We start from the raw sequence: 22,664 nt of genomic DNA, 5'->3' as shown, positions 1-22,664 counted from the left end.
ACTTCAATCAAAAGTCTACAATTGAATACAAGGAAGATATCATGTTCGAAAACAAGAGGCTCGCCGTGATCGGCGGCACCTCGGGGATCGGCCTCAGGGTTGCCGAAAGGGTTCTCGCCGATGGCGGCGAGATCGTGATCGGCGGTCGCGACGCCAAGCGCCTGGAGGAAGCGCTCCACAAACTCGGGCCCAAGGCGTGCGGCCATCTCGTCGACAATCGCGACCAGTCCTCTCTCCGAGACTTCTTCCGGACCGCCGGGCCGATCGACCTTCTTTTCACGCCCGGTGCCAGTTACAGCCGCGGCCGCATCGACGAGGTCAGCGACGAGGTGGCGGAAAGTTCGTTCAAGTCGAAATTCTGGGGGCAGTATTACGCCGTCAAACACGCCTTGTCCTTCCTGTCCAAAGACGCGGCCATCGTGCTCATGGCCGGTGCCTACAGCGTCCGTCCGGCACCGAATGGCGCAGCCTATGGCGCCTGCAACGCCGCGCTGGAGGGGCTCGGCCGAGCCCTCGCCGTCGAACTCGCGCCTATCCGGGTCAATGTGGTCTCGCCTGGCACGATCGACAGCGAGCTCTGGAAGCGCCAGCCGGACGCGGTAAGGCAGGATGCCTTCCGCTCCTATGGCGAGGTCGCCCTGCTCAAGCGCGTCGGCACGACCGACGAGGTCGCCGAGGCGGTGCTGTTCCTGCTGTCCAATGGCTACATGACCGGCTCCACGCTTTATCCAGACGGCGGATTTGCCTTGCGATGAGCCGTATCCTGACCCCTGACGATATCGAGCCGGCAGTGCTGGGCGGCGCCATACTCGGCGGCGGTGGCGGCGGCTCGATCGAGAACGGCTTTGCCATGGCGCGGCAAGCCTTCGAACTGGGAACCGTTCGCATGGTCCCGATCTATACTCTGCCCGAGCATGCGCTAACCGCCACGGTAGCACTGGTCGGCGCCCCCTCCTCTCCCGACGCTCATGTCGGCGCCGACCAGTACCTGCAAGCGCTCGACCTTCTTCAACAGGCGGTGCCCGGCCTTGCCGCGATCAACACCAACGAGAACGGCGCCGAAACCACGGTGAACGGTTGGCTGCAATCGGCAAGGAGCGGACTGTCCCTGCTCGACTTCGCCTGCAATGGCCGTGCGCATCCGACAGGCCTGATGGGCGCCCTGGGCCTCCATCGCCATGCCGGATTCCGATCCCGCCAGGCGGTGGCAGGTGGCCGAGGCGACCGGGCCGTTAGCGGCGTGATCGAGGGGAGGCTCGACGGTGTCGCCAGGCTGGTTGGGCGAGCTGCCGTCGAGGCCGGCGGCATGATCGCCGTCGCGCGTAATCCGGTTTCTCTAGCCTATGCCCGTGCCAATGGGGCGTCAGGGGCGGTTTCGCAGGCCCTGACGGTCGGCAAAACCTTGATCGAGGCAGGGGCTCAGGGGGTCGCCGACCTGCTCGGCGGTCAGCTTGGTGCACCTGCGAAAGTCACCCTATACGCCTGCGAACGCCGGGACGGTCTCGATGTCGGCAAGCTCGTCCTTTCCGATGGAACCGGCCTCTCCTTCGTCAACGAATACATGACCTGCGAACGGGAGGGCAGACGCCTGGCCATGTTTCCCGATCTCATCATGACCATCGACGGCGATGGGTTGCCTCGCCCCTCCTCGTCCCTGCATGAAGGCGAGGACGTGAGATTGCTGACGGTACCGCGCAGCCGGCTCTTGTTGTCGACTACAATGGACATGCCGGAGCTTTTGGCGCCGATTCTGGCAATGATCGAGTAATGACGAATTTGTCGAAAACCAGTCGCGTTCCTTCACCGGTCGGATAGGTAGATTGTCATAACGAGACCGCTTTGCCAGCAGGTTCGCCCTATCTTGCACTTACCGAACACGGGTAACTGGAATCCGTGTGACCGCACAACCGTTCCATGCTAGCCTGCCGCTAGGTAATTTTGCCTAACACGCCTGGAGTGAACATGGGACTGTTCAATTTCATCAAGGACGCCGGCCATAAGATGTTCGGTTCGAGCAAGGCCGAGGCGGCGCCAGCAGCGCCGGCGGCAGCGGCTCCCACCGACATTGCCGCGCTGGTGAAAAAGCAGATCGAGGAAGCCGGCCTCAAGGCCGAGGGCCTGAATGTATCGGTGGATGGAGACAAGGTTGTCCTGGGTGGCATGGCTCCGTCTCAGGAAGTCGCCGAGAAGATCATTCTCACCGCCGGCAACAACAATGGCGTGGCACAGGTCGACAGCCAGCTCGGCGTCAACACCCCCGGAACGCCTTCGACCATGTATACGGTGGTGAAGGGCGACACGCTCTGGGCCATCGCCGAGAAGCATTACGGCAAGGGCAAAGGCAATCTCTACAAGGAGATCGTCAAGGCCAATACCCCGCCGGTCAAGGATCCCGACCACATCCTCCCCGGCTGGGTGCTGCGCATCCCGCCGATCGGGCAGGCCTGAGCCATCCCGCCGTCCAGCTGCTGATCGAACCCGGCGAGCCATCTCGCCGGGTTTTTCTTCGGCGAAAGCGCGCGCAACAATTGGTGCACGGCAATTCAGTTCCCAAAATAAATCAAAGAGATATGAAGGAATGAAAAAGCTGTGGCTTACGGCGATTGCGGTGATCGGTGTCTGGATCACCCTTGTCGTATTGAAGAACCTATTATCGATTGCCGGCCCAATGCATATCGCCATTACAGCCTTGATGTTACTTGTGTGCGCTTATGGCACCTACAAGGCGATTAGCGCCTCATACTGCGAGTGGAGGGGATGGTCCTAGTACCCTCGCCCCTTTCAAATCGAGCCTTTTACCCGCAAACGGATCCAATTGCCCGCTGGTCATTCCCCCTACGCGCATCCGCTTCGCCGTTGCGGCGCGAATGCCGCCTCCAATGCATCCCACCGAATCTCCCATCCTTGAAGCCATACTTCTTTCATTCGATTCAGCCTGCCGGGAAAACACCAGCCGCCTACTTGACCGCCCCTGCCGTCAATCCCGCCACGATCTGGCGTTGGGCGAACAGCGTCAGCAGCAACACGGGCAGCGTCACCACCAGCGCCGCGGCAGCGAGCGGGCCCCAGCTCACTTGCTCGAAGGACAGCATGTTGTAGACGGCGACGGGCAGCGTGCGTGTCTCGCGGCTAGCCAGCACGATGCCGAAGACGAAATTGTTCCAGGAGAAGATCACGGCCAGGATGAGGGAGACCACGATGCCCGGCTTGGCGATCGGCAGCGCCACCTTGTAGAAGATCTGCCAGCGCGAAGCGCCGTCGATCATCGCCGCCTCTTCCAACTCGAGCGGCGTGGTCTCGAAATAGCCGATCATGATCCAGATGACGATCGGGATCGTCACCACCAGGTGGATGATGATCTGCGGCCACAGCGTGCCGAGCAGGCCGAGCGACTGGAACAGGAGGAACATCGGGATCAGGAAGGAAAGGCCCGGCGTCATGCGGGCGATCATGATCACCATCGCCGCCTTGTCTGCCTTGATGCGGGCGATGCCGTAGCCCGCCGGCACGCCGACGATCAGTGCCAGCGCCGTGGCCGCGCCGGTCACGACCACGCTGTTCCAGAAATAGCGCAGGAAGTCATTGGTAGCGAAGATCTCGGTGTAGTTCGACCAGGCGAACTGCTCGGGGATCAGGATCGGCGGATAGGCCCCGTTGTCGATCTCGTATTTCAGCGAGAGCGACAGCATCCAGATGAAGAAGAGCAGCGCGGGCGACACCACGACAAAGCCGAGGAACAACGTGCCGGCGAGGCGTGGGAGATCTCGAAGCTTGATCGTCCGAAATTTCATCATCCAAATCCTCATCATCCTGGCCTCAAGCGTTCCATTTCGCGCGCTGGCGCAGATGCAGCAGCACCAGCGACATCACGATGATGATGATGAAGAACACCACGGCGATCGCCGAGCCGTAGCCGATGTCGTAATAGGAGAAGGCCACGTTGTAGAGGTAGAGGTTAATGGTCTCCGAGGCCGTGCCCGGACCGCCCTGCGTCATCGCATAGATGATGTCGAAGCTCTTGAGCGCATCGATCGAGCGGATGATCACCGCGATCATCATGAAGGGCAGGATCAGCGGCAGCGTGATGTAGCGAAACTTCTGCCAGGCATTGGCGCCGTCGATTTCGGCCCCCTCGAAAGGCTCGCGCGGCATGGAGGCCAGCCCGCCGAGCACGATGAGCATGATCAGCGGCGTCCATTGCCAGGTTTCGACCAGCACCAGCGACGGGATCACCGTGCCCTGCTCGAAGATCCAGGCCTGGGGCGGAATGCCTACCAGCGACAGGAGGTAGTTCAAGACGCCGAGCTGGGGATGGAACATCATGGTCCAAACCAAAGCGACGGCGACGGGCGTCGCCATCATCGGCATCACGAAGATGCCGCGCAGCACGCCGCGCAGCGGCATCTTCGAATCGAACACCAGCGCAGCCAGCGTGCCTAGGACCAGCGGCGCCACCACCGAGAGCACGGTGTAAGTGAGCGTGTGCCACATCGACTCCCAGAACCGGATGTCGCCGGCCAGGCGGATATAATTCTCCAGCCCGACGAAGCGCGGCGCCGAGCCGACCTGCCAGGCATTCGCGCTCATGCCGATGGTGAACAGCCAGGGAAAGACGATCACCGCCGCCACGAGTATGAGTGCCGGCAGGATGAAGGGCCAATAGCCCGGCCTCAGCGGGCCGGACGCACTGTTGTTCGCCTGGACAGACGCCACGGCCGGGCTTTCGGCGCTCATTGCGCCTCGCTGCGGGCGAGCACGGGTTTGAAGGCTTCCGTCGCCTTCTTCATCTCGGTCGCCGGATCGCCGCCGCCGAGCAGATTGGTCAACCCTACGCCGATGATGTCCCGGAACTCGGTGACCGGAATGATCACGGGAAGCCCGAGCTGGCTGATCGGCGCGGATTGCGCCACGCAGTCCACCCAGGCGCCGGGCATGGTCACGCCTTCGCGCACCTTGGCGTCGTTCAGGATCGAATTGCGGAACGGCACGCCCGCTCCGGCCTGCAGCAGCCGAGCCCCCATTTCCTTGGAAATCGCCCACTGGCAATAGAGATAGGCCGCTTCCTTCTTGGCCGAGGCCTCGGTGACGCCGATGCCGTCGCCGAAGGTGGCCGAGGCCTGCGCAGCCGGCCCCTTGGGCATCACACCATAGCCGACCTTGCCGACCACGCGGGACTTCTGCGGATTCTCCAGCGGCGGGGCGAAGCCGACACCGTCGAGCCACATGCCGACCTTGCCCTGCAGGAAGGCGGACTGGCATTCGGCCCAGTTGAAGCCGGTAACCCCGCGCGGGGCCGATTTGGTCATCAGGCGCTGGTAGAGTGCGGCAGCCTCAATCGCCTCGGCGGAATCGGTCTGCAGCGAACCATCGGCGCCGACGGGGTTCTTGCCATGGCCGAGTAGGAAGCTGGTCCACACCGGCACATTGGCATTCTTGGCGCCGCGCGCTACGAAGCCCGCAATATTGTTGCTGGCATCGGTGATGGTTTCGGCCGCCTTGACCATCTCCTCGAAGGTCTTGGGATATTCAAGCCCCTTGGCGGCGAACAGGTCCTTGTTCCAATAGACGATCCAGTAATCCACCGAGAAGGGCAGCGCACCGAAGCGGCCATTCCTGTCCTTGGCGAAGGCCAGGCCCGCAGCGGCGAAATCGCTCTCGACCAGGGTGGGATCCGTCAGTTCGGGATTCTTGAGGAAAGGGCCGAGATCGGCCAGCCAGCCGGCTTTCTCGAACTGGCGCTTCTGGACGTGATAGCTGACATGGATGACGTCGAAGCTCGGCTTGCCGGAGGTCAGCTCGATCACGGCCTTCTGGCGCTGCTGCTGCTCCGGCGTCTGCTCGGCATTGACCTTGATGCCGGTCAGTTCCTCGAATTCCTTCTGGTATTTCTGCAGCGTATCGCCACGCGGGCTCTTGATCAGGTTCACCTCGAGCGTGGTGCCGGCATATTTCTTCCAGTCGACTGCCGCGAAGGCCGGCCGGATACCGGCGAGGCCGGCAGCGCCGAGTGCGGCGGAACCGGCCAGGAATTGCCGGCGAGACGGCTTCAACAAATCAAAACTCATAGGTTCCTCCTCCCAAAGCTTCTTCTGGATCGTCTGTCTTGTGTATCGTCCTGGCGCTAGACCTTCAGCGCCAGGGCACGGGCGTTGTTGATGTGTTCGGCAATGGCGTCCACCGCCTTTTGCGGCTCGCGGCTCTCGATGGCATCGAGGATGGCAAGGTGCTCGCGCATCACCGGCACCACCCGGCCATCGATACGGAAACGCTCCTGGTTGATCAGGCGCATCTTGATCGAGTTGACGCGATAGGCCTTGGCGATGATCTCGTTGCCGATGGAGTCGATGATTGTGTCATGCAGGTTCCAGTCGGTCGCCTGCGCTTGTTCCACCATCTCGGGGGCCAGATCTTCCGACAGCCCCCGGGCCAGCATGTCCTCGTGCTCGCGGCGCAGCTTCGCCAGCAGGCCATCGGAGGCCGACACCGTGAAAAGGGCCACGGCCTCCTTCTCAAGGAAGAGGCGGAACTGAAAGGCGTCCTTGATGAGGTTGAGGTCGATATGGGCGATCTGGATGCCACGCTGGGGAATGGTGGAGAGCAAGCCCTCCGCTTCCAGGCGCGGCACGAGTTCGCGGATCGCTCCGAGCGGCAGGCCGGTCAGCGCCACCAGTTCGCGCTGGGATACGAACTGGCCGGGACGGACATCGCGCGCCAGCAGATGGCGGGTGAAACTGGCATAGGCCTTTTCCCGCAACCGCAGCGGTTCGCCGCCTTCTTCCATCCGCCCCCTCCCTGTTCCGGAGCAAATGCGATTTTTCGAACCGCACTCTCCTCCAGCTTCTGTTTTGACGCCTCTCTAGGCCGCCTTCGTTTGCCCGATGCGGTCAAACAGGCCAGCCAGCTTCTTGGCATCATGCTCTGGCAACGTCACCAACGGCGCCCGTGTGGCCGACCATGCCGCATCGCCGGTACGATAGGCAACCATCGCCTTAACCGCCGGGATGACCGGATAGTGGAGGAGTTCGTCGACGAAGGCGACCACCCCTGCGTCGTCCAGTCCTTCGTGAACCATGGCAAGCAGGCGCCCGGGACAGATATTCGCCATGCCGGAAATCGCCCCCTGCCCGCCCAGGCGCACGCCCGCCGCCAGGCCTCTCTCGTCGCCGATCAGGATGGCAAGGTCACCATGGGCTTCCAGCAGAGACTGCGTAAACGGCCAATTACCTGAGGAATCCTTGACGCCGGCCACCACCGACGGGAACGCCTGCTTCAGTCGCCCGATCAGGTCCACCGAAAGCTCCACGGCTGTAACCGAGGGAATGTTGTAGAGATAAACGTCCCTGGCTTTCGGCCCGACCGCCTCGAACACGGCGGCAAACCAGGCGAACAGGCCATCGTCCTGCAAGCCCTTGAAATAGGAAGGCGGTGCCAGCAGCACGCCACGGCAACCGACATCGAGAGCCTGCCGGGCTTGAGCCGCTGCATCGGCAATGGCATTCGCCATCACGCCCACCACGATCTGCCGCGCTTCGATGCCCTCAGCCAGGAAACCCGACAGCAGGATTTCGCGCTCAGTCGACGCGATCGAGGCCCCCTCCCCGGTGGTACCGAACAGCGTGACGCTGCCGCAGCCATTGGCGAGGCACCAGCGCGCATGGGCGATGGCACGGGCGACGTCAACCTGCCCCCGGCCATCGAAGGGCGTGGCCAATGCCGCTGAAAGGCCAAAACGGTGGTGCGTCATCCCTGTCTTCCATCGATTTTTCAATATGTAACTATCGATAACAGACTAACATGTCAGTCGCAAGTCGGGTGGAAAATCTTGTCTGATCAATTTCGGCTGCCGGGCTTGACCGGTTGCCGCGAGGCAGCGACATTCGCGGCATACAACCCGCGGCTCTCGCTTTGGCGAGCAGGCCGTACGGGCTCATCCCTTCAACCACCATCCGCTCATGACATTCCCCCTTGGGCTCGCAGCGACCTGGCCGGCTCTTGCCGGCAATCCGGATTTCGCCGCCCTGCTCGACCGCAGCCTCCGCCGCCTGACGGGGCGCGGGCTTTTTCCAACTCCGCCGGGCGAGCGGGCAGACGCGACATGGCTCTACGCCGAGGCGCCCTTCTGCCTTCTGGCCCATGACACCCACGCCGATCCCGTTTTCATCTATGGGAACAAGGCCGTACAAGCATGTTTTGAATATGGTTGGGAGGAATTGACGCAATTGCCGTCCCGTCTGTCGGCGGAGTTTCCGGATCGAGACGAACGCCAACGCTTGCTCGATACCGTCAAAAGCCAGGGTTTCATCGCCGACTATCGCGGCGTGCGCATCGCCAAATCAGGCCGGCGCTTCTTCATCGAGAATGCCACCGTCTGGGAAGTGATCGACGATGCCGGCAACCGCCATGGCCAGGCCGCCATGTTCGCCTCCTGGCACGATCTGCCCTGAGCCGTCAGCGGATGATCAGGGCCGTCCCCCACAGGCCGATCGCAAATACAGTATGCGCGACCAGATTGAGCAGGCGTACCTTGGTGGGATTGGGTGTTTTCGACGCGGCCCAGCCGATGCCGAGCCCGGGCTGCAGCAGGAACCAGCCGGCGCCCACCGTGACAATGCCGAGGATCCAGGCCGGCAGGAATGTCGGGTTCGCCAGCCAAGCGGCTCCGGCGAAGATCACCAGGATCACGCCATAGAGGATGCCGACCACATAATGGCCGATCCATCCCAACGCCAATTCATGGGCATAGGGCTCGGCCTTGCCGATATCGTCATGGAAGACGCGGCCTTCTTTCAGATGCCAGAACCAGCGGCCGACAGGGGCCCAGTTGGGCAGGTTCTCACCGAAGAATTTGTGCAGCACGATCGCCCATAGATCCATCAGGACCGTTGCACCAACACCGATCGCAACGCCGCGCCAGAAAAGTTCGAACATGCCGATTCCGCCAAGAGGACTGTATTCATCATACAAAACACGCCGCAGCCGGCGGGCGCAAGATTTCAAATCTCGAGAAGAGCGCGGATTTCGTCTGGATCTGCGATAATGATGCGGCGGGCCAGCGAAACGGCAAAGCCGCCGCGTGCCAATATGGCGATTTCCCGCCCGACCTCGGCGTCCCTGTCCGCCCGTCGCCAGGGACCGATGCGCCGGCGCTGCGCCAGCCGGGCGGCAGCCCTCTCCTCGGCCTTATCACGGTCCTCCCCTGCAAGCGCCTGGGCCACCAAGGCGCGATCGACGCCCTTGGCAGCCAAGGCAGCGCCGATCCGGCGAGCCGAAAGGCCGCGGCTGCGCCCAGCGTGAAGGCGTGCCTCCACGAAACTGGTGTCGTCGATGAAACCGAGCTGCCGGCAATGGTCGATCGTGCGCTCGATCAGGTCAGCGACGTCAACTTCCGGCCCCAATTTGCGGCGCGCCCGTCGCTGCAGGACCAGACGGAGATTGGCGACGCTGGTCGATCGCTGGCCCAGATAATGGAGCGCCGACCTGCGCATCCAGCTTTCTTCGCGGCTCAGCGACGGGATGATGGACATGGCAGCCTCGAATCGTTGGAAAGAACTTGCCGGAACTCGTGGCTGCGCGCCATCATCCTACGGCTCGGACCTGGCTTGACAAGAATCGCGACACGCCGGCCTCTGCACGTCTTCTCGGATCAGGCGGTTCCCATGTCCTTCTCTCTGGTGATTTTCGATTGCGATGGCGTTCTCGTCGACAGCGAGATCCTGTCGGCGGAAGTCGAGGCCGAAGCTCTGTCGGCCCTCGGCGTCAAAGTCACCGCCCATGACGTGATGCAGCGTTTCCTCGGCCTGACCCAGGAGGCTTTGGAAGAGCGCTTCGAGCAGGATTTCGGCCTCAGGCTGCCGCCTGACCATGCCGAGACCACGCGTCGCATGCTTCGGGCAGCCTATGTGGCGCGACTGGAACCCATTCCGGGCGTGCGCGAGGTACTCCAAAGCTTGCCCATGCCCTTTTGCGTGGCCTCCAACAGCCCCCCCGCCAAGCTTGGCCTCGGCCTCAGCATCACCAACCTGTTCGAACTGCTCTATCCCAACATCTTCAGCGCCAAGCTGGTGGCACAGGGAAAACCGGCGCCGGATCTGTTTCTCCATGCGGCGAAGACGCTTGGTACGGACCCAGCCAACACCGTGGTGGTCGAGGACAGCGTGGTCGGCGTCAAGGCGGCCAAGGCAGCCGGCATGACGGCGATCGGCTTCGTCGGTGGGCTGCACCATATGCCGCCGAGCGAGGAAACCCTGGTAGCCGCCGGCGCCGATCACATCGCCGAGACGATGGACGAGGTGAAGGCTCTGATCCTGGCGTAAGATCGGGCCGGTCTTCGGACCAGCCAAAGCTTTTCTGTAAACGCCAAGTTTCCGGCTGCGCCAAAGACCAGCCCCCCGATCTCAATCCATCGAAATCCTGCCGCCGCGCAGCGATTTGACGTTGGAGCGGCGCGATTTGGACTCGAGGCGCCGCGCCTTGGCCGCTTTGGAAGGCTTGGTTGCCTTGCGGGGCGGCGGTGGCGGCGTGGCCGCCTCACGCAGAAGCGCAACCAGCCTCTCGCGGGCATCTTCGCGATTGCGCTCCTGGGTGCGGAAACGCTGGGCGAGGATGACGACAACCCCTTCCTGCGTCAGCTTGCGGCCGGCGAGCTTCTGGGCCCGGATTGCGACATCGTTCGGCAGCGAGGGCGAAGTGCGGATGTCGAAGCGCAACTGCACCGCCGTCGACAGCTTGTTGACGTTCTGTCCGCCGGGTCCGGAGGAGCGAACGAAATCCTCGATGATTTCGCGCTCGTCGATGGACAAAGTTGAGGTGATCTCGATCATGGAGCCTGCATAACGTATGGCCTTGGACCGTGCTGCTAAATTCTGCGGATAAGTTCACGAATTGTTCTTGTCTTTTCGTCCTTGCTCCTTCAATTTGCGGACCAAAGAGCCTATCTCTCGGCAAAAGCCCACAGGATCGTCCGTATGTCTGGCCGCCCCATCTCCGGCAGCGCTGTTCCATCGCCTGCCGATCGCCGCTTCATTACCGTGCGCGGCGCTCGCGAGCACAATCTCAAGAACGTCGATCTGGAAATCCCGCGCGACAAGCTGGTGGTGTTCACCGGCCTTTCCGGCTCCGGCAAGTCGTCGCTCGCCTTCGACACCATCTATGCGGAGGGCCAACGCCGCTACGTCGAGAGCCTGTCGGCCTATGCGCGCCAATTCCTCGAAATGATGCAGAAGCCGGACGTCGACCAGATCGACGGCCTGTCGCCCGCCATCTCGATCGAGCAGAAGACCACATCGCGCAATCCGCGCTCGACGGTGGCGACGGTCACCGAGATCTACGACTATATGCGCCTGCTCTGGGCCCGCATCGGCATTCCCTATTCGCCGGCAACCGGGCTGCCGATCGAAAGCCAGACGGTCAGCCAGATGGTGGACCGGGTCATGGCCATGCCGGAAGGCACCAGGCTGTTCCTGCTTGCTCCCGTCGTGCGTGGACGCAAGGGCGAATACCGCAAGGAACTCGCCGACTTCCTCAAGCGAGGCTTCCAGCGCGTCAAGATCGACGGCACCTTCTATGAAATCGCCGACGCCCCTGCCCTCGACAAGAAGCTCAAGCATGATCTCGACGTGGTGGTGGACCGCATCGTGGTGCGCGCCGACATCGCCAGCCGCCTGGCCGACTCCTTCGAGACCGCGCTCGAACTCGCCGACGGCATCGCCGTGGTCGAACTCGCCGACCAGAAAGAGGCCGACGGCTCGCCCAAGCGTGTGATGTTCAGCCAGAAATTCGCCTGCCCCGTCTCCGGCTTCACCATTCCGGAGATCGAGCCGCGGCTGTTCTCCTTCAACAATCCCTTCGGTGCCTGCCCGTCCTGCGACGGCATCGGCACCGAGATGACGGTCGACCCCGTCCTGGTGGTGCCGGACGAGACATTGTCGCTGCGCAAGGGCGCGCTGGCCCCCTGGGCGAAATCGACTAGCCCCTATTACAGCCAGACGGTCGATGCCCTCGCCAAGCACTACAAGTTCGGCGTGACTACGCCCTGGAAGGACCTGCCGGAAAAGGTGCAGCAGGTGTTCCTCTACGGCTCAGGCGAGGAACAGATCGTATTTTCCTTCGACGATGGCCTGCGCTCCTACGAGACCCGCAAGGCCTTCGAGGGCGTGGTCACCAATCTGGAGCGGCGCTGGAAGGAAACCGATTCCGAGCAAGCGCGCGAGGATATTTCGCGCTTCATGGCCAACACGCCCTGCAAGGCCTGTGCCGGCTTCCGCCTCAAGCCCGAATCCCTGGCCGTGAAGGTCACGCACAAGCATATCGGCGAAATCTCGGCGATGTCGGTGCGCCAGGCCCAGCACTGGTTCGAAGCACTGCCGGCCGAGCTCAATACCAAGCAGAACGAGATCGCGGTCCGCATCCTCAAGGAAATTCGCGAACGCCTGCGCTTCCTGGTCGATGTCGGCCTGGATTACCTGACGCTGGCCCGCAATTCCGGCACGCTGTCGGGTGGCGAGAGCCAGCGCATCCGCCTTGCCTCCCAGATCGGCTCGGGCCTCAGCGGCGTGCTCTACGTACTGGACGAGCCATCCATCGGCCTGCACCAGCGCGACAATGAGCGCCTGCTCGAAACGCTGCGGCGCCTGCGCGAACTCGGCAACACCGTCATCGTGGTGGAGCATGACGAGGATGCCATCCTGCAGGCCGATTACGTTGTCGATGTCGGGCCCGGTGCCGGCGTGCATGGCGGGCGTGTCGTAGCCCAGGGCACACCGGCCGAGGTGATGGCCAATCCGGCCTCCCTTACCGGCAAATATCTGACCGGTGAACTCTCGGTCCCCATGCCTGCCGAACGGCGCAGGCGCCAGAAGGGCAAGGCGCTGAAGCTCACCGGCGCTCGCGGCAACAATCTCAAGGATGTTTCGGTCGAGGTGCCGCTCGGCCTGTTCACTTGCGTCACCGGCGTCTCGGGCGGCGGCAAGTCGACCCTGCTGATCGATACCATCTACAAGGCCGTCGCCCGCAAGCTGAACGGCGCGCTGGAGCATCCGGCGCCCTACGACAAGCTCGATGGCCTGGAACTGATCGACAAGGTCATCGACATCGACCAGTCGCCGATCGGCCGCACCCCACGCTCCAATCCGGCAACCTATACCGGTGCCTTCACGCCGATCCGCGAATGGTTCGCCGGCCTGCCCGAGGCGAAGGCGCGCGGCTATCTGCCGGGACGCTTCTCCTTCAACGTCAAGGGCGGGCGCTGCGAAGCCTGCCAGGGCGACGGCGTCATCAAGATCGAGATGCACTTCCTGCCAGACGTCTATGTCACCTGCGACGTCTGCAAGGGCAAGCGCTACGACCGCGAGACGCTGGACGTGCGCTTCAAGAACAAGTCGATCGCCGACGTGCTCGACATGACGGTCGACGAGGGAGCCGAATTCTTCAAGGCCGTGCCGAACATCCGCAACACCATGGAAACGCTGGCGCGGGTGGGGCTGGGCTATGTCAAGGTCGGCCAGCAGGCGACCACCCTGTCGGGCGGCGAGGCGCAGCGCGTCAAGCTCTCCAAGGAATTGGCGCGCCGCTCGACCGGGCGCACGCTCTACATCCTCGATGAGCCAACCACAGGCCTGCATTTCCACGACGTCGCCAAGCTCTTGGAAGTGCTGCATGAACTGGTCGACCAGGGCAACACCGTGGTGGTGATCGAGCACAATCTCGAAGTCATCAAGACGGCCGACTGGGTCATCGACATGGGACCGGAAGGCGGCGACGGTGGCGGCGAGGTCGTTGCCGAAGGCACGCCGGAAGCGATCATCCGGGAACCGCGTTCCCATACTGGGCGCTTCCTGCGCGAGGTGATGGAGCGCCGTCCCCAGGGGCGCCGAGGCGAAGCAGCCGAATAGCCCCTTAAGATGCGGGCGCCCTCGTCTGCATCCCAGATGCCCGCGGACATGCGCGGCCAAGAACCGGAGAGATTCCGCGCTCCGGGTTGCGCTCCCCGTCGGGGCCCCGATCTCCCGTCATGGCAAAGCCATTGCCAAACGAGTGTTTCGCCAGTTAACGCTATAGCCATTCATATATAGCGAGTCGGCGCGACCGCTCCGTTTCCGGGAGAAGCAAATGTTCAGGATCCTGCTCGCCGCTGGTCTGGCCCTCGCCAGCACCGCTGCCCGGGCTGACGAAGTAGTGCTTTATGGCGCCGGCAGCCTGCGTGCGGTGTTGACCGAAATCGCACAGGATTTCAGCAGGAAGAGCGGCGTCAAGGTACGCACCGACTTCGGTCCTTCCGGCCTGATGCGGGAGAAAATCGAGCAGGGCGACAAGGTCGACATCCTGGCTTCGGCGGACATGGCCAGTCCCCACAAATTGCAGAAGGATGGCAAGGCGAGTGCCGTCGTCATGTTCACCCGCAACCGGCTTTGTGCTTTCGCCCTGCCTGAAGCCAGGCTCGCCAGCACCAACTTTGCCGAGCGCCTGCTCGATCCTGCCGTGAAGCTCGGCACGTCCACGCCCAAGGCCGACCCCGGTGGTGACTATACCTGGGCCATGTTCCAGTTGATCGACAAGCGAAACCCGGGCGCCTTCGCCAAGCTGGATGCCAAGGCCCAGAAGATCGTTGGTGGCTCGACAGCGCCTATCCCCGCCGGTCAGGACCCGATTGCCGACGGCTTCAAGAGTGGGCAGATCAACGTGATGATGGGCTATTGCAGCGGAGCGGCGCAACGCAAAGCGGCCACGCCGAACCTGGAGGTCATCCAGGTCCCCGAAGCCTATGAAACCGGCCCCGAATATGGCCTGGCTCTGGCGCACACCGACAACGCCTCTGCCGTGGCGCTGATGCTAGCGATCCTCTCGCCGGAAGGTCAGGCCACCTTCGGCCGATATGGTTTCGCGCCGGTCGGCCTGCCGTCTCAACCCTGAACGCAGCGAAGGAACAGGTGGCATTCCCTGCATTGGTATATGCCGCCCCGTCATTTCCATCGGCCTTCGGGTGGCGCGTACAGCGGCGTCAGCAAATCTCCCAGCAATGCCGGCGGGAAATTTGGTGCGCATGTTACCGGCTGCTCCCAGCCACAGATGGCGCCAATGAACCAGAATGGCGCGCAGGCGCCCTGCCATCGGTCTGCGCAGCGGCGCTGCCGCCAGCAGGACAAGAGCCCATGGCAGCAGGCTTTTTCGGCCACTCGACTCACGTCCAGACCGGCCAACGGCCGAGAATGGCGTGGCCCGCAGCCAGGGCAGGCGAAACTGCGCAAGAATGGCGTGGATATCGTCCTCATAGAGCCGCCCATCGGCAAAACCGTTGGCACTCTTGTTGCCGCCCACCGGCTCGGTATGCCGAACCGGAAATTCATCGATCACGGCAAAATCGCGAGGGCTTTCAGCGACGAGGTTGCACCAGATGAGGTCGATGCCGCTTTCATAGCCAAGAGCGTAGAGCGGCGCGATCCGTTCGAGAATGTCGCGCCGAAAGACAGGACACATCATCTCCACGAAATTGACATAGCGCAGAGCGTACCGTCTCTGTCGAAGCAGGCAGGCATAGGTGAAATGGCTATCCCATGTCAGCGCCGGTTGGGCAATCTTGAGATTGTGTTGATCGCAGCGGGAAAAAATCCCATTGATGGAAGCTGGAGATGCCTCAATATCCTCGTCAAGAAAGCATATATATTTATATCGACTGATTAACTTCGCGTTTTCGCGCAAGAATCCGTCATAGCCGGCAACCTTTCTACCTAAGCGACGCTCAAAATAGACCCCATCTTCCTGGATGGCGGGCGAGTTGGGTTCGTAACTGCTGAGAAAGACATCATAATTTCTATCCACACCAGCGGCCAGCCACTTCGCGTGAAGACTCTTTGGCCCGATCCGCGCAACCAGCAGATATTTTCGGACTCTTTTCTCCGAGCCATCTCCTGAACCGTTCGTCGTCATTGCTTCAGTCTCCCGCTAACCTTCCAAGGGCTCGGCGCGTCTTGGCATTACGCAAGATCTAGATCGGATTTTATAAAGCAAAAACTCCAATTAAAATTAATAAATCTAAATTTCATAAAATAATTACCAATCTATATTGGAATATATCTTTGATAAATATATCACTGAACACATCGGAGAATTTTATTTATTCCTATTTTTTAATTCCCTATAGCATGCCAACACCTTTAGAAGCCAAGTCCAACTTTAGTGTATGCGGTACTACTGGTGGGTAACGTCCACTAAGTCTCGACAAGCGTTCCCGGCCGCCAAATTGGGGCCGCCTCGCGCCAATTGGGCCGAGCGGCTTCATCTAGTGCTTCTGGTGGCATGCGGCGGATACCACCGCCTCCTTCTGTCCCGAGGCCGTAGCCGGCCGTGACCTCAAAAGATATGCGAAATACGCATCACAACAGGCAGTCCCTGCCATTATTCGCGTTTTTCAAACGATGACAGCATTGCGACATGCAAAAATTGCATGATTGTTGTGCGATGCAGCATCTACCTCATTCGAGAAAAGGGCGGCATATAGGGAATGTGAACGGCGTTGAGGAATTCGCTTCAAGGCAGGTTCACAGAAGAGGAACCTTATCATGTTGTTCGCAGCTTTGATCGAACGTGTCCGCATCTGGCGCCGTGAGCGCGAGACGCTGGCCGAGCTCAGGCGCTTGAACGGACGCGATTTGGCCGACATCGGTATCAACCCTGCCGACGTTCGCGCAATCGCGCGTCAGGCCGCCCGCGCCTAATCTTGCAGGTAATGACCAATGGGCTGTACGGCTCATTGGTACAGTTTCGACGATCCGCCCCGCGCGTCCAGTTTTTGCAGTGGAAAGTCGTATTGTTTTTGCCAGACGGTGGTATGCCGGCAGGCGACCGGGCCGCGATGACAGCGAGCCTAAGGGAAAAGTCGTAGGCGCCGCCTTGCAGGACCAGGGCCGAGTGCCACATAGCCGCCCTTTTGGGGCGGCTTTTTGTTGGGCTGATGCTTCAATAGCCGCCCCTGATGGTTTAAAAGCCGGGGCATGAGCATTACCCCCATTCATATCATCGGCGGCGGCCTTGCCGGTTCCGAAGCCGCCTGGCAGATTGCCCAGGCAGGCGTTCCCGCCATCCTGCACGAGATGCGCCCCGTTCAAGCGACTGAGGTCCACAAGACCACGGACTTCGCCGAGCTCGTCTGCTCCAACTCCTTCCGCTCCGATGACGCCGAGACGAACGCCGTCGGCCTGCTCCATGAGGAAATGCGCCGGCTGGATTCGGTGATCATGGCCTGCGCCGATAGCCACAAGGTTCCGGCGGGCGGCGCGCTGGCGGTGGACCGGGACGGCTTCTCGGCTGCAGTCACGGAACGGCTGACGTCACATCCCTTGATCGAGATCCGGCGCGAACATGTCGACGGCCTGCCGCCGGCTGATTGGGACAATGTCATCGTCGCCACCGGCCCCCTCACCTCCAAGCCTCTTGCCGATGCCATCGCTGCACTCACCGGCGAAACCTCGCTCGCATTCTTCGACGCGATCGCGCCGATCGTGCACCGCGAATCCATCAACATGGATATTGCCTGGTATCAGTCGCGCTACGACAAGCCGGGCCCGGGCGGCACCGGCGCCGACTATATCAACTGCCCCCTCAGCAAGGAGGAGTACGAAGCCTTTCTCGACGCCGTTCTTGCCGGCGACAAGACAGGCTTCAAGGAGTTCGAGGGCACGCCCTATTTCGATGGCTGCCTGCCGATCGAGGTCATGGCCGAGCGAGGTCGCGAAACCCTGCGCTTCGGACCGCTGAAACCCGTTGGCCTCACCAATCCGCGCAATCCCGACGTCAAGCCGCACGCCATCGTGCAATTGCGCCAGGACAATGCGCTCGGCACGCTCTACAATATGGTCGGCTTCCAGACGAAGCTGAAATATGCCGAGCAGATTCGGGTGTTCCGCCTAATTCCGGGGCTCGAGAATGCCGAATTTGCCCGTCTGGGCGGGTTGCATCGCAACACCTATCTCAACTCGCCCGTACTGCTCGACGCGACGTTGCGCCTCAAATCGATGCCTCGCCTGCGCTTTGCCGGCCAGATCACCGGATGCGAAGGTTACATCGAAAGCGCAAGCGTCGGCCTGATGACGGGCCGCTTCGCCGCCGCCGAACGCTTGGGCCAGTCGGTGACGGCACCGCCAGCCATCACGGCCCTTGGTGCGCTGCTCAACCACATCACCGGCGGTCACCTCGTCAGCGAGGATTCGGGCCCGCGCTCCTTCCAGCCGATGAATGTCAATTTCGGCTTGTTCCCGCCTCTGGAAATTGCGCCCAAGGGGGAAGGTGGAAAGCGCCTGCGCGGCAGCGAAAAGACCCTTGCCAAAAAAAAGGCGATGAGCGCAAGGGCCTTGGAAGCCCTGGAAGGCTGGAAGAAGGCGACGGCTGGCGAGCAACTCCCAGCCTGAGAAATCGAGCTTGTCTCGCGCGCCGGATATTGGCCTCGAACATCCTTGTATCCGGTCTCGCCCCAGCTTTGCTGTCTGCATCCGGGCCTTGAGCTTATCTCTGTGAGCTGCCCATCACAGGCGCGTCACGGTATTCATACTTGCATATCCCTCGGAGCGACGCCGCAATCAAGGATTACGGCTCGAAGGGGAGAGAGATATGAAAATAGTGATAAATGGCAAGTTCCTGCTTGCCAGTATAGAAGGAATGCCAAGAGTTGGCCGAGAGCTAACTATAGCGATCGATAAACTTATAACCGAACCAAAGTATAGAAATTTGGATATCGAAATAGTTACACCAAGAGGTGGTTTAAATCAGATAAAATTAAAAAATATACCTATATTGGAGGTCGGAAATAGACAAGGCGTTCTTTGGGAACAATTTGATTTTCCAATTAACGTTGGGAGCGCTTATTCGTTAAATTTTACAGCGACAGCTCCGATCATAAAACACACAGGCTGCGTTGTTATTCATGACGCGCAATTTAGATCAGCAAAAAAATCCCATGGTTGGAAAACTTTTATTTTATACAACGTCATTACACCCATAGTATCAAGACGATACAAGCACATTGTCTCGGTATCGAATTACGCAAAAAACGAAATATTAAAACACAAAGTCACAAACAGAAACGACATTCATGTAATATATAATGGAGTAGATCATTTTTCTAAACCAGAATTTGAGGATGATAATAATATATTTTCAAAACTTCAAATTGAAAGGAGTCAATACGCTCTAACAAACAGTTATATTCATCACCACAAGAACGTTCGCACGATACTGAGCGCGTTCAAAGATTATTTACCAAATAGAAAACTGATCCTATTTGGATCGACCCTGAAGTCGAATTACGAAGAGAATGGCGTTTCGGTACCTGAGAACGCCATCTTTGCGGGCAGGGTAACGGATGGCGAGCTCGCGGCACTGCTGCGAAACGCCAGCATGTTCATATTCCCATCTACCACCGAAGGATTTGGTCTCCCGCCCTTGGAAGCCATGTCCCTTGGAACGCCGACCATTTGTTCCAACTTGGGCGCCATGCCGGAGATTTGCGCCGGAGGGGCTCTATTCGTCGATCAGCCATACTCGGCGCCGGAGTGGGCTGAAAGAATAGAAACTCTATGGAACGACGAAAATCTGCGGGCCGAATTGGCATCGAAGGGGCGCAGCGTTGCCGAGAGATACAGATGGGAAACCTCAGCCAGACAATATCTCGATATCATTATGGCTGCTGAATAGGGCCTCGATCGAAGGGGCATGGCTAAAGCGGCATCGATGGCGTTGGCCTCGGACCCGAAAGCGTCATCTTTTCTGGATATCTACGCTCCGATCACGCTGCTGCTCGCACGTGATCGGGCTGCGCGACACATGTCACCACTCCGAAGGCGAAAGCGGGATGGGCACTGGCTCGAGAACGATGTAGCCTGCTGGCGGTTTCCACCCTGTCCGCGTCATGGCGGGAACCCAAGGTCCGATCGACGACGTTCATAGTCCCACCTCGTCATCAGCAAAACAGGATTCTGCCATGCTCCGCCTGAGTGGCCTCGCATCCGTCCTGACCCTCCTCCTCGTTGCAGGCCAGGCCTCGGCTGCCGACACCTCATCCGACGCCCCTGCTGCCGCGGCGACGTCCGACCTCGCCTCCGTCCGGGCTCAGATCAAGGCGGAGGACTACAAGGCTGCCATAGCGGCCCTCCAGCCCCTGGCTGACCAGGGCTCGAAAGACCCCGACGTCTACAATCTGCTCGGCTTCAGCCTGCGCAAGAGCGGAGACCGCAAGACGGCCCAAACTTTCTACGAGAAGGCGCTCGCCATCGATCCCAACCACAAGGGAACCCTGGAATATCAGGGTGAACTCTTCATCGAGAACGGCGACCTTCCCAAGGCCCAGCAGAATCTCGCAACCCTGGTCAAGCTCTGCCCCGACGGCTGCGAGGAGCGTGAAGATCTGGAAAAGGCGCTGGCCCTGGCTGCGAAGCCGAAATAGTCCAAGGCAGCCCTGCTCCGAACTAACGCAGCTTGCGTGAAAAACGCCACAGATGCCATTGACTGCGCCATTGCGGCAGTTCGGCCTCCTGGCGAAACCAGTCAAAGCCCGGGCGCGTCATGCGCCTGAGCAAAGGGCCAACCAGCGCAAGACCGACATAGGCGGGTGCAACTGCAATGGGCACGGCAGGCAGCAACTGCTCCGCTGTGTCCAGATGATGCCGCGCTACCGCGGCGAGCTCGCCAAACATGGCACGCATCTCTGCGGTATTGCGCCCATTCAACAGGTCCTCGCGCGCCATGCCATGCTTGAGCACGAGATCGGCTGGCACGAAGATCTGCCCCCTCGCCGCATGCCGGGCAGCCTGTTTCATCAGGCAGGCTATGCCATAGGCCACGCCGGCATGCCCGGCAAGATCGGCAGTACCGGGGTCGCCGCCATCGGCGAGAATGAGGCTGGCTAGGCGGAACAGGCTGGAATAGGTCTCGCCGCAATAACCTTCCAGATCGGTAACGCTCTGCAGCAGGTCGTCATAGAGATCGTGCGCATGGGCATCGATCAGGGTTAAGAGCGCCGAAGCCGGGAGGTGGTAGCGATCGATCGCGGCCAGAAGCTCGGAGGCAACGGGATGCCCCGAGATCTGCCCCCTCGCCTGCCCCTCCAGCAGGTCCCGCCACCATTGCAACCGGACTTCGCCCGGCAGAGGCTCCGACACCATATCCCTCACGCGCTCGATCTCGCTGTTGAAGGCGTAGAGCGCATTGAGGCCGCGCCTGTGCTCGGCCGGCGCAAACAGATTGGCAAGCCAGCGATTGCGGTCATGTTCGCGCAGCAGGCTCGCGCAATAAGCTTCGTTCGTCATACTGATATTGGAATTGGCCAGGGAATTGGCCGGGCGGTCGGCGCTCATGGCACGGCGATCAAGGCGGCAGCCACGCGCCGATCCTCGGCGAGCAGGACATTCCAGGTGCGAGTCGCCGCACCGGTCGGCATCGCATCGACGACGATCTTGAGATCGCGAAAACGCCAGCGCAGCGCTTCGGGGAAAAATGCGACGTCGGGACCGGTGCCGACGAGCAGGATCTCGATGGCATCGGCCTCCGCGAAAACCGGCTCGAAGGCCTGCGCCGAAAACTCGGCCACGCTCGTCACCGGCCAGGCATGCATGCCCGAGGGCAGGCAAAGAAGCGAGCCGCGATGCGACATCTCCGCAAAGCGGAAGCCGCCGGTGCCATAGGCATCGATCGGCGCCACGCGCGGCAGGAAGCGGCGTTCGCCTCCGGTCATGGCAGCTTACTCCGGCTTGTCGCCGCCTGCCGTCTCATGGCTGCCCGGACGCAGGCCCAGATAGATCAGGACGGGCGATGCAATGAAGATCGAGGTGTAGGTACCGACCAGCACGACGCCGAACAGCATGGTGGCGGTGAAGCTATGAATGGCGTGGCCACCGAACAGAAGCAGGGCCAGCAAGGCCAGTGCCACGGTGACGTGGGTGATCACCGAGCGCGACAGCGTGGCATTGATCGACTCGTCCAAGAGCTCATCCATCGGCTTCTTCTTGTATTTGCGCAGGAGCTCGCGGATTCGGTCATAGATCACCACGGTATCGTTGAGCGAATAGCCGAGGATGGTCAGCAGCGCTGCAACGCTGGTCAGGTCGAAATCGATCTGCGTGACCGACATGAAGCCGATGGTGAGCACGATATCATGGACGTTGGCGATCATGGCGCCGACGGCGAACTGCCAGTCGAAGCGGAACCACAAATAGATCAGAATGCCCAGAATGGCGACGAAGATGCCGACCGTGCCGACCGTCACCAGTTCCTGCGAAACGCTCGGGCCGATGATCTGGATCTGGTCGTCCTTGCCGGAGAAATAGTCGGGCTTCAGTGTCTGCTTGACCTTCTCGGCAACCGCATTCTGCTCGGCATCACCGCCCGGCTGTAGGGCAATGCGCATGAGCACCTGTCCCTTGTCGCCGAAACTCTGAATCTGGACTTCTCCCAGCCCGAGCGGTGCCAGCTTGTCACGAATGGCCTGCACGTCGGGCTGCCCCGATTGAGCCGTGACGCCAAGGGCGATACCGCCCTTGAAATCGATGCCGTAATTCAGGCCGTGGGTGAAGAAGAGCACCAGGGCCAGGATCGACAGCACCGCCGAAATCGGAAAGCTGATACGCCGGAACCGGATGAAGCCGAAGCTGGTATTGTCGGGAACAATGCGAAGATGGCGCACC

General features: G+C 61.0%; 23 protein-coding genes. 11 read left to right on the top strand and 12 right to left on the bottom strand.

Annotation, left to right across the window (positions count from 1 at the left end; all coding sequences use genetic code 11):
• Nucleotides 1–41 precede the first annotated feature (41 nt).
• The 3 genes from BA190_RS07470 (at nucleotide 42) to lysM (ending at nucleotide 2,448) form a co-directional block, all read left to right on the top strand.
• Nucleotides 42–755 (top strand): SDR family oxidoreductase, encoded by a 714-nt coding sequence (locus BA190_RS07470; RefSeq protein WP_068284821.1) that lies wholly within the window; start codon nucleotides 42–44, stop codon nucleotides 753–755.
• Nucleotides 752–1,768 (top strand): DUF917 family protein, encoded by a 1,017-nt coding sequence (locus BA190_RS07465; RefSeq protein ID WP_068284819.1) that lies wholly within the window; start codon nucleotides 752–754, stop codon nucleotides 1,766–1,768. The genes BA190_RS07470 and BA190_RS07465 overlap by 4 nt, the downstream gene beginning before the upstream one ends.
• A 194-nt stretch (nucleotides 1,769–1,962) precedes the next feature.
• Nucleotides 1,963–2,448: a peptidoglycan-binding protein LysM gene (gene lysM / locus BA190_RS07460; protein WP_068284818.1), complete on the top strand. Its 486-nt coding sequence runs from the start codon at nucleotides 1,963–1,965 to the stop codon at nucleotides 2,446–2,448.
• Between the two features lie 509 nt (nucleotides 2,449–2,957).
• On the opposite strand, the gene BA190_RS07450 is transcribed toward lysM, so the two are convergent.
• The 5 genes from BA190_RS07450 to BA190_RS07430 form a co-directional block, all read right to left on the bottom strand.
• The gene (locus BA190_RS07450) at nucleotides 2,958–3,791 is read right to left on the bottom strand and encodes a carbohydrate ABC transporter permease (protein ID WP_068284934.1); all 834 of its coding nucleotides are present in this window, start codon (nucleotides 3,789–3,791) and stop codon (nucleotides 2,958–2,960) included.
• A gap of 25 nt (nucleotides 3,792–3,816) precedes the next feature.
• The gene (locus BA190_RS07445; protein ID WP_068284814.1) at nucleotides 3,817–4,734 is read right to left on the bottom strand and encodes a carbohydrate ABC transporter permease; all 918 of its coding nucleotides are present in this window, start codon (nucleotides 4,732–4,734) and stop codon (nucleotides 3,817–3,819) included.
• Nucleotides 4,731–6,065 carry an ABC transporter substrate-binding protein gene (locus BA190_RS07440; protein ID WP_068284813.1) on the bottom strand — a complete coding sequence of 445 codons (1,335 nt, stop codon included), beginning with the start codon at nucleotides 6,063–6,065 and terminating at the stop codon, nucleotides 4,731–4,733. The genes BA190_RS07445 and BA190_RS07440 overlap by 4 nt, the downstream gene beginning before the upstream one ends.
• Before the next feature lie 56 nt (nucleotides 6,066–6,121).
• A complete protein-coding gene (locus BA190_RS07435; protein ID WP_068284811.1) occupies nucleotides 6,122–6,781 on the bottom strand; it encodes a GntR family transcriptional regulator in 660 nt (219 codons plus the stop codon).
• A gap of 75 nt (nucleotides 6,782–6,856) precedes the next feature.
• Nucleotides 6,857–7,744, bottom strand: coding sequence for a dihydrodipicolinate synthase family protein (locus tag BA190_RS07430; RefSeq protein WP_068284810.1), 888 nt, complete (start codon nucleotides 7,742–7,744; stop codon nucleotides 6,857–6,859).
• A 208-nt stretch (nucleotides 7,745–7,952) separates the two neighbouring features.
• Between BA190_RS07430 and BA190_RS07425 the strand changes: the two genes are divergently transcribed.
• Nucleotides 7,953–8,444 carry an MEKHLA domain-containing protein gene (locus BA190_RS07425; protein ID WP_068284809.1) on the top strand — a complete coding sequence of 164 codons (492 nt, stop codon included), beginning with the start codon at nucleotides 7,953–7,955 and terminating at the stop codon, nucleotides 8,442–8,444.
• Nucleotides 8,445–8,448: 4 nt separating this feature from the next.
• Here the strand turns inward: BA190_RS07425 and BA190_RS07420 are convergent, their stop codons facing one another.
• Both BA190_RS07420 and BA190_RS07415 read right to left on the bottom strand, forming a co-directional pair.
• Nucleotides 8,449–8,928, bottom strand: coding sequence for a DUF2938 domain-containing protein (locus BA190_RS07420; RefSeq protein WP_068284807.1), 480 nt, complete (start codon nucleotides 8,926–8,928; stop codon nucleotides 8,449–8,451).
• A gap of 65 nt (nucleotides 8,929–8,993) precedes the next feature.
• Complete coding sequence (locus tag BA190_RS07415; protein ID WP_068284805.1) at nucleotides 8,994–9,524, bottom strand: regulatory protein RecX; 531 nt, start codon at nucleotides 9,522–9,524, stop codon at nucleotides 8,994–8,996.
• A 132-nt stretch (nucleotides 9,525–9,656) separates the two neighbouring features.
• Here BA190_RS07415 and BA190_RS07410 point away from each other — a divergent pair, with 132 nt between their 5' ends.
• Complete coding sequence (locus BA190_RS07410) at nucleotides 9,657–10,313, top strand: HAD-IA family hydrolase (protein WP_068284803.1); 657 nt, start codon at nucleotides 9,657–9,659, stop codon at nucleotides 10,311–10,313.
• Nucleotides 10,314–10,394: 81 nt separating this feature from the next.
• Here BA190_RS07410 and arfB read toward each other — a convergent pair whose 3' ends face one another.
• Nucleotides 10,395–10,820, bottom strand: a complete 426-nt coding sequence (arfB, locus tag BA190_RS07405; RefSeq protein WP_068284801.1) for an alternative ribosome rescue aminoacyl-tRNA hydrolase ArfB — start codon at nucleotides 10,818–10,820, stop codon at nucleotides 10,395–10,397.
• A gap of 144 nt (nucleotides 10,821–10,964) precedes the next feature.
• Between arfB and uvrA the strand changes: the two genes are divergently transcribed.
• Both uvrA and BA190_RS07395 read left to right on the top strand, forming a co-directional pair.
• Nucleotides 10,965–13,889 (top strand): excinuclease ABC subunit UvrA, encoded by a 2,925-nt coding sequence (gene uvrA, locus BA190_RS07400; RefSeq protein ID WP_068284800.1) that lies wholly within the window; start codon nucleotides 10,965–10,967, stop codon nucleotides 13,887–13,889.
• 217 nt (nucleotides 13,890–14,106) lie between these two features.
• Nucleotides 14,107–14,907: an extracellular solute-binding protein gene (locus BA190_RS07395; RefSeq protein WP_068284798.1), complete on the top strand. Its 801-nt coding sequence runs from the start codon at nucleotides 14,107–14,109 to the stop codon at nucleotides 14,905–14,907.
• Here the strand turns inward: BA190_RS07395 and BA190_RS35750 are convergent.
• Nucleotides 14,827–15,921: a hypothetical protein gene (locus BA190_RS35750; protein WP_156771395.1), complete on the bottom strand. Its 1,095-nt coding sequence runs from the start codon at nucleotides 15,919–15,921 to the stop codon at nucleotides 14,827–14,829. The two genes, BA190_RS07395 and BA190_RS35750, sit on opposite strands and share 81 nt — an antisense overlap.
• A 632-nt stretch (nucleotides 15,922–16,553) precedes the next feature.
• On the opposite strand from BA190_RS35750, the gene BA190_RS35140 reads away from it, so the two are divergent.
• The 4 genes from BA190_RS35140 to BA190_RS07375 all read left to right on the top strand — a co-directional run bounded on the left by BA190_RS35140 (nucleotide 16,554) and on the right by BA190_RS07375 (nucleotide 20,428).
• A complete protein-coding gene (locus tag BA190_RS35140; protein WP_082979542.1) occupies nucleotides 16,554–16,709 on the top strand; it encodes a DUF1127 domain-containing protein in 156 nt (51 codons plus the stop codon).
• 276 nt (nucleotides 16,710–16,985) lie between these two features.
• Nucleotides 16,986–18,398, top strand: coding sequence for a methylenetetrahydrofolate--tRNA-(uracil(54)-C(5))-methyltransferase (FADH(2)-oxidizing) TrmFO (gene trmFO, locus BA190_RS07385; RefSeq protein ID WP_068284793.1), 1,413 nt, complete (start codon nucleotides 16,986–16,988; stop codon nucleotides 18,396–18,398).
• Nucleotides 18,399–18,597: 199 nt separating this feature from the next.
• Nucleotides 18,598–19,680 (top strand): glycosyltransferase family 1 protein, encoded by a 1,083-nt coding sequence (locus BA190_RS35135; RefSeq protein ID WP_082979541.1) that lies wholly within the window; start codon nucleotides 18,598–18,600, stop codon nucleotides 19,678–19,680.
• Between the two features lie 286 nt (nucleotides 19,681–19,966).
• Nucleotides 19,967–20,428: a tetratricopeptide repeat protein gene (locus BA190_RS07375; RefSeq protein ID WP_068284789.1), complete on the top strand. Its 462-nt coding sequence runs from the start codon at nucleotides 19,967–19,969 to the stop codon at nucleotides 20,426–20,428.
• A 22-nt stretch (nucleotides 20,429–20,450) separates the two neighbouring features.
• On the opposite strand, the gene BA190_RS07370 is transcribed toward BA190_RS07375, so the two are convergent.
• Genes BA190_RS07370 through secF form a run of 3 tightly spaced genes read right to left on the bottom strand, consistent with a single transcriptional unit; the run spans nucleotide 20,451 to nucleotide 22,663 of the window.
• A complete protein-coding gene (locus BA190_RS07370) occupies nucleotides 20,451–21,338 on the bottom strand; it encodes a phytoene/squalene synthase family protein (protein ID WP_245314609.1) in 888 nt (295 codons plus the stop codon).
• Nucleotides 21,335–21,715, bottom strand: a complete 381-nt coding sequence (locus BA190_RS07365; protein ID WP_068284787.1) for an Mth938-like domain-containing protein — start codon at nucleotides 21,713–21,715, stop codon at nucleotides 21,335–21,337. Before BA190_RS07365 ends, BA190_RS07370 begins: the two co-directional genes overlap by 4 nt.
• A gap of 6 nt (nucleotides 21,716–21,721) precedes the next feature.
• Nucleotides 21,722–22,663 (bottom strand): protein translocase subunit SecF, encoded by a 942-nt coding sequence (gene secF / locus BA190_RS07360; RefSeq protein WP_245314608.1) that lies wholly within the window; start codon nucleotides 22,661–22,663, stop codon nucleotides 21,722–21,724.
• Nucleotide 22,664: the final 1 nt, after the last annotated feature.

The sequence above is a fragment of the Labrys sp. WJW genome, from assembly GCF_001676615.1.
Lineage (GTDB): Bacteria > Pseudomonadota > Alphaproteobacteria > Rhizobiales > Labraceae > Labrys > Labrys sedimenti.
Note: the sequence above shows the minus strand (reverse complement) of the source record. Positions and strands in the feature narration are given on the sequence as shown.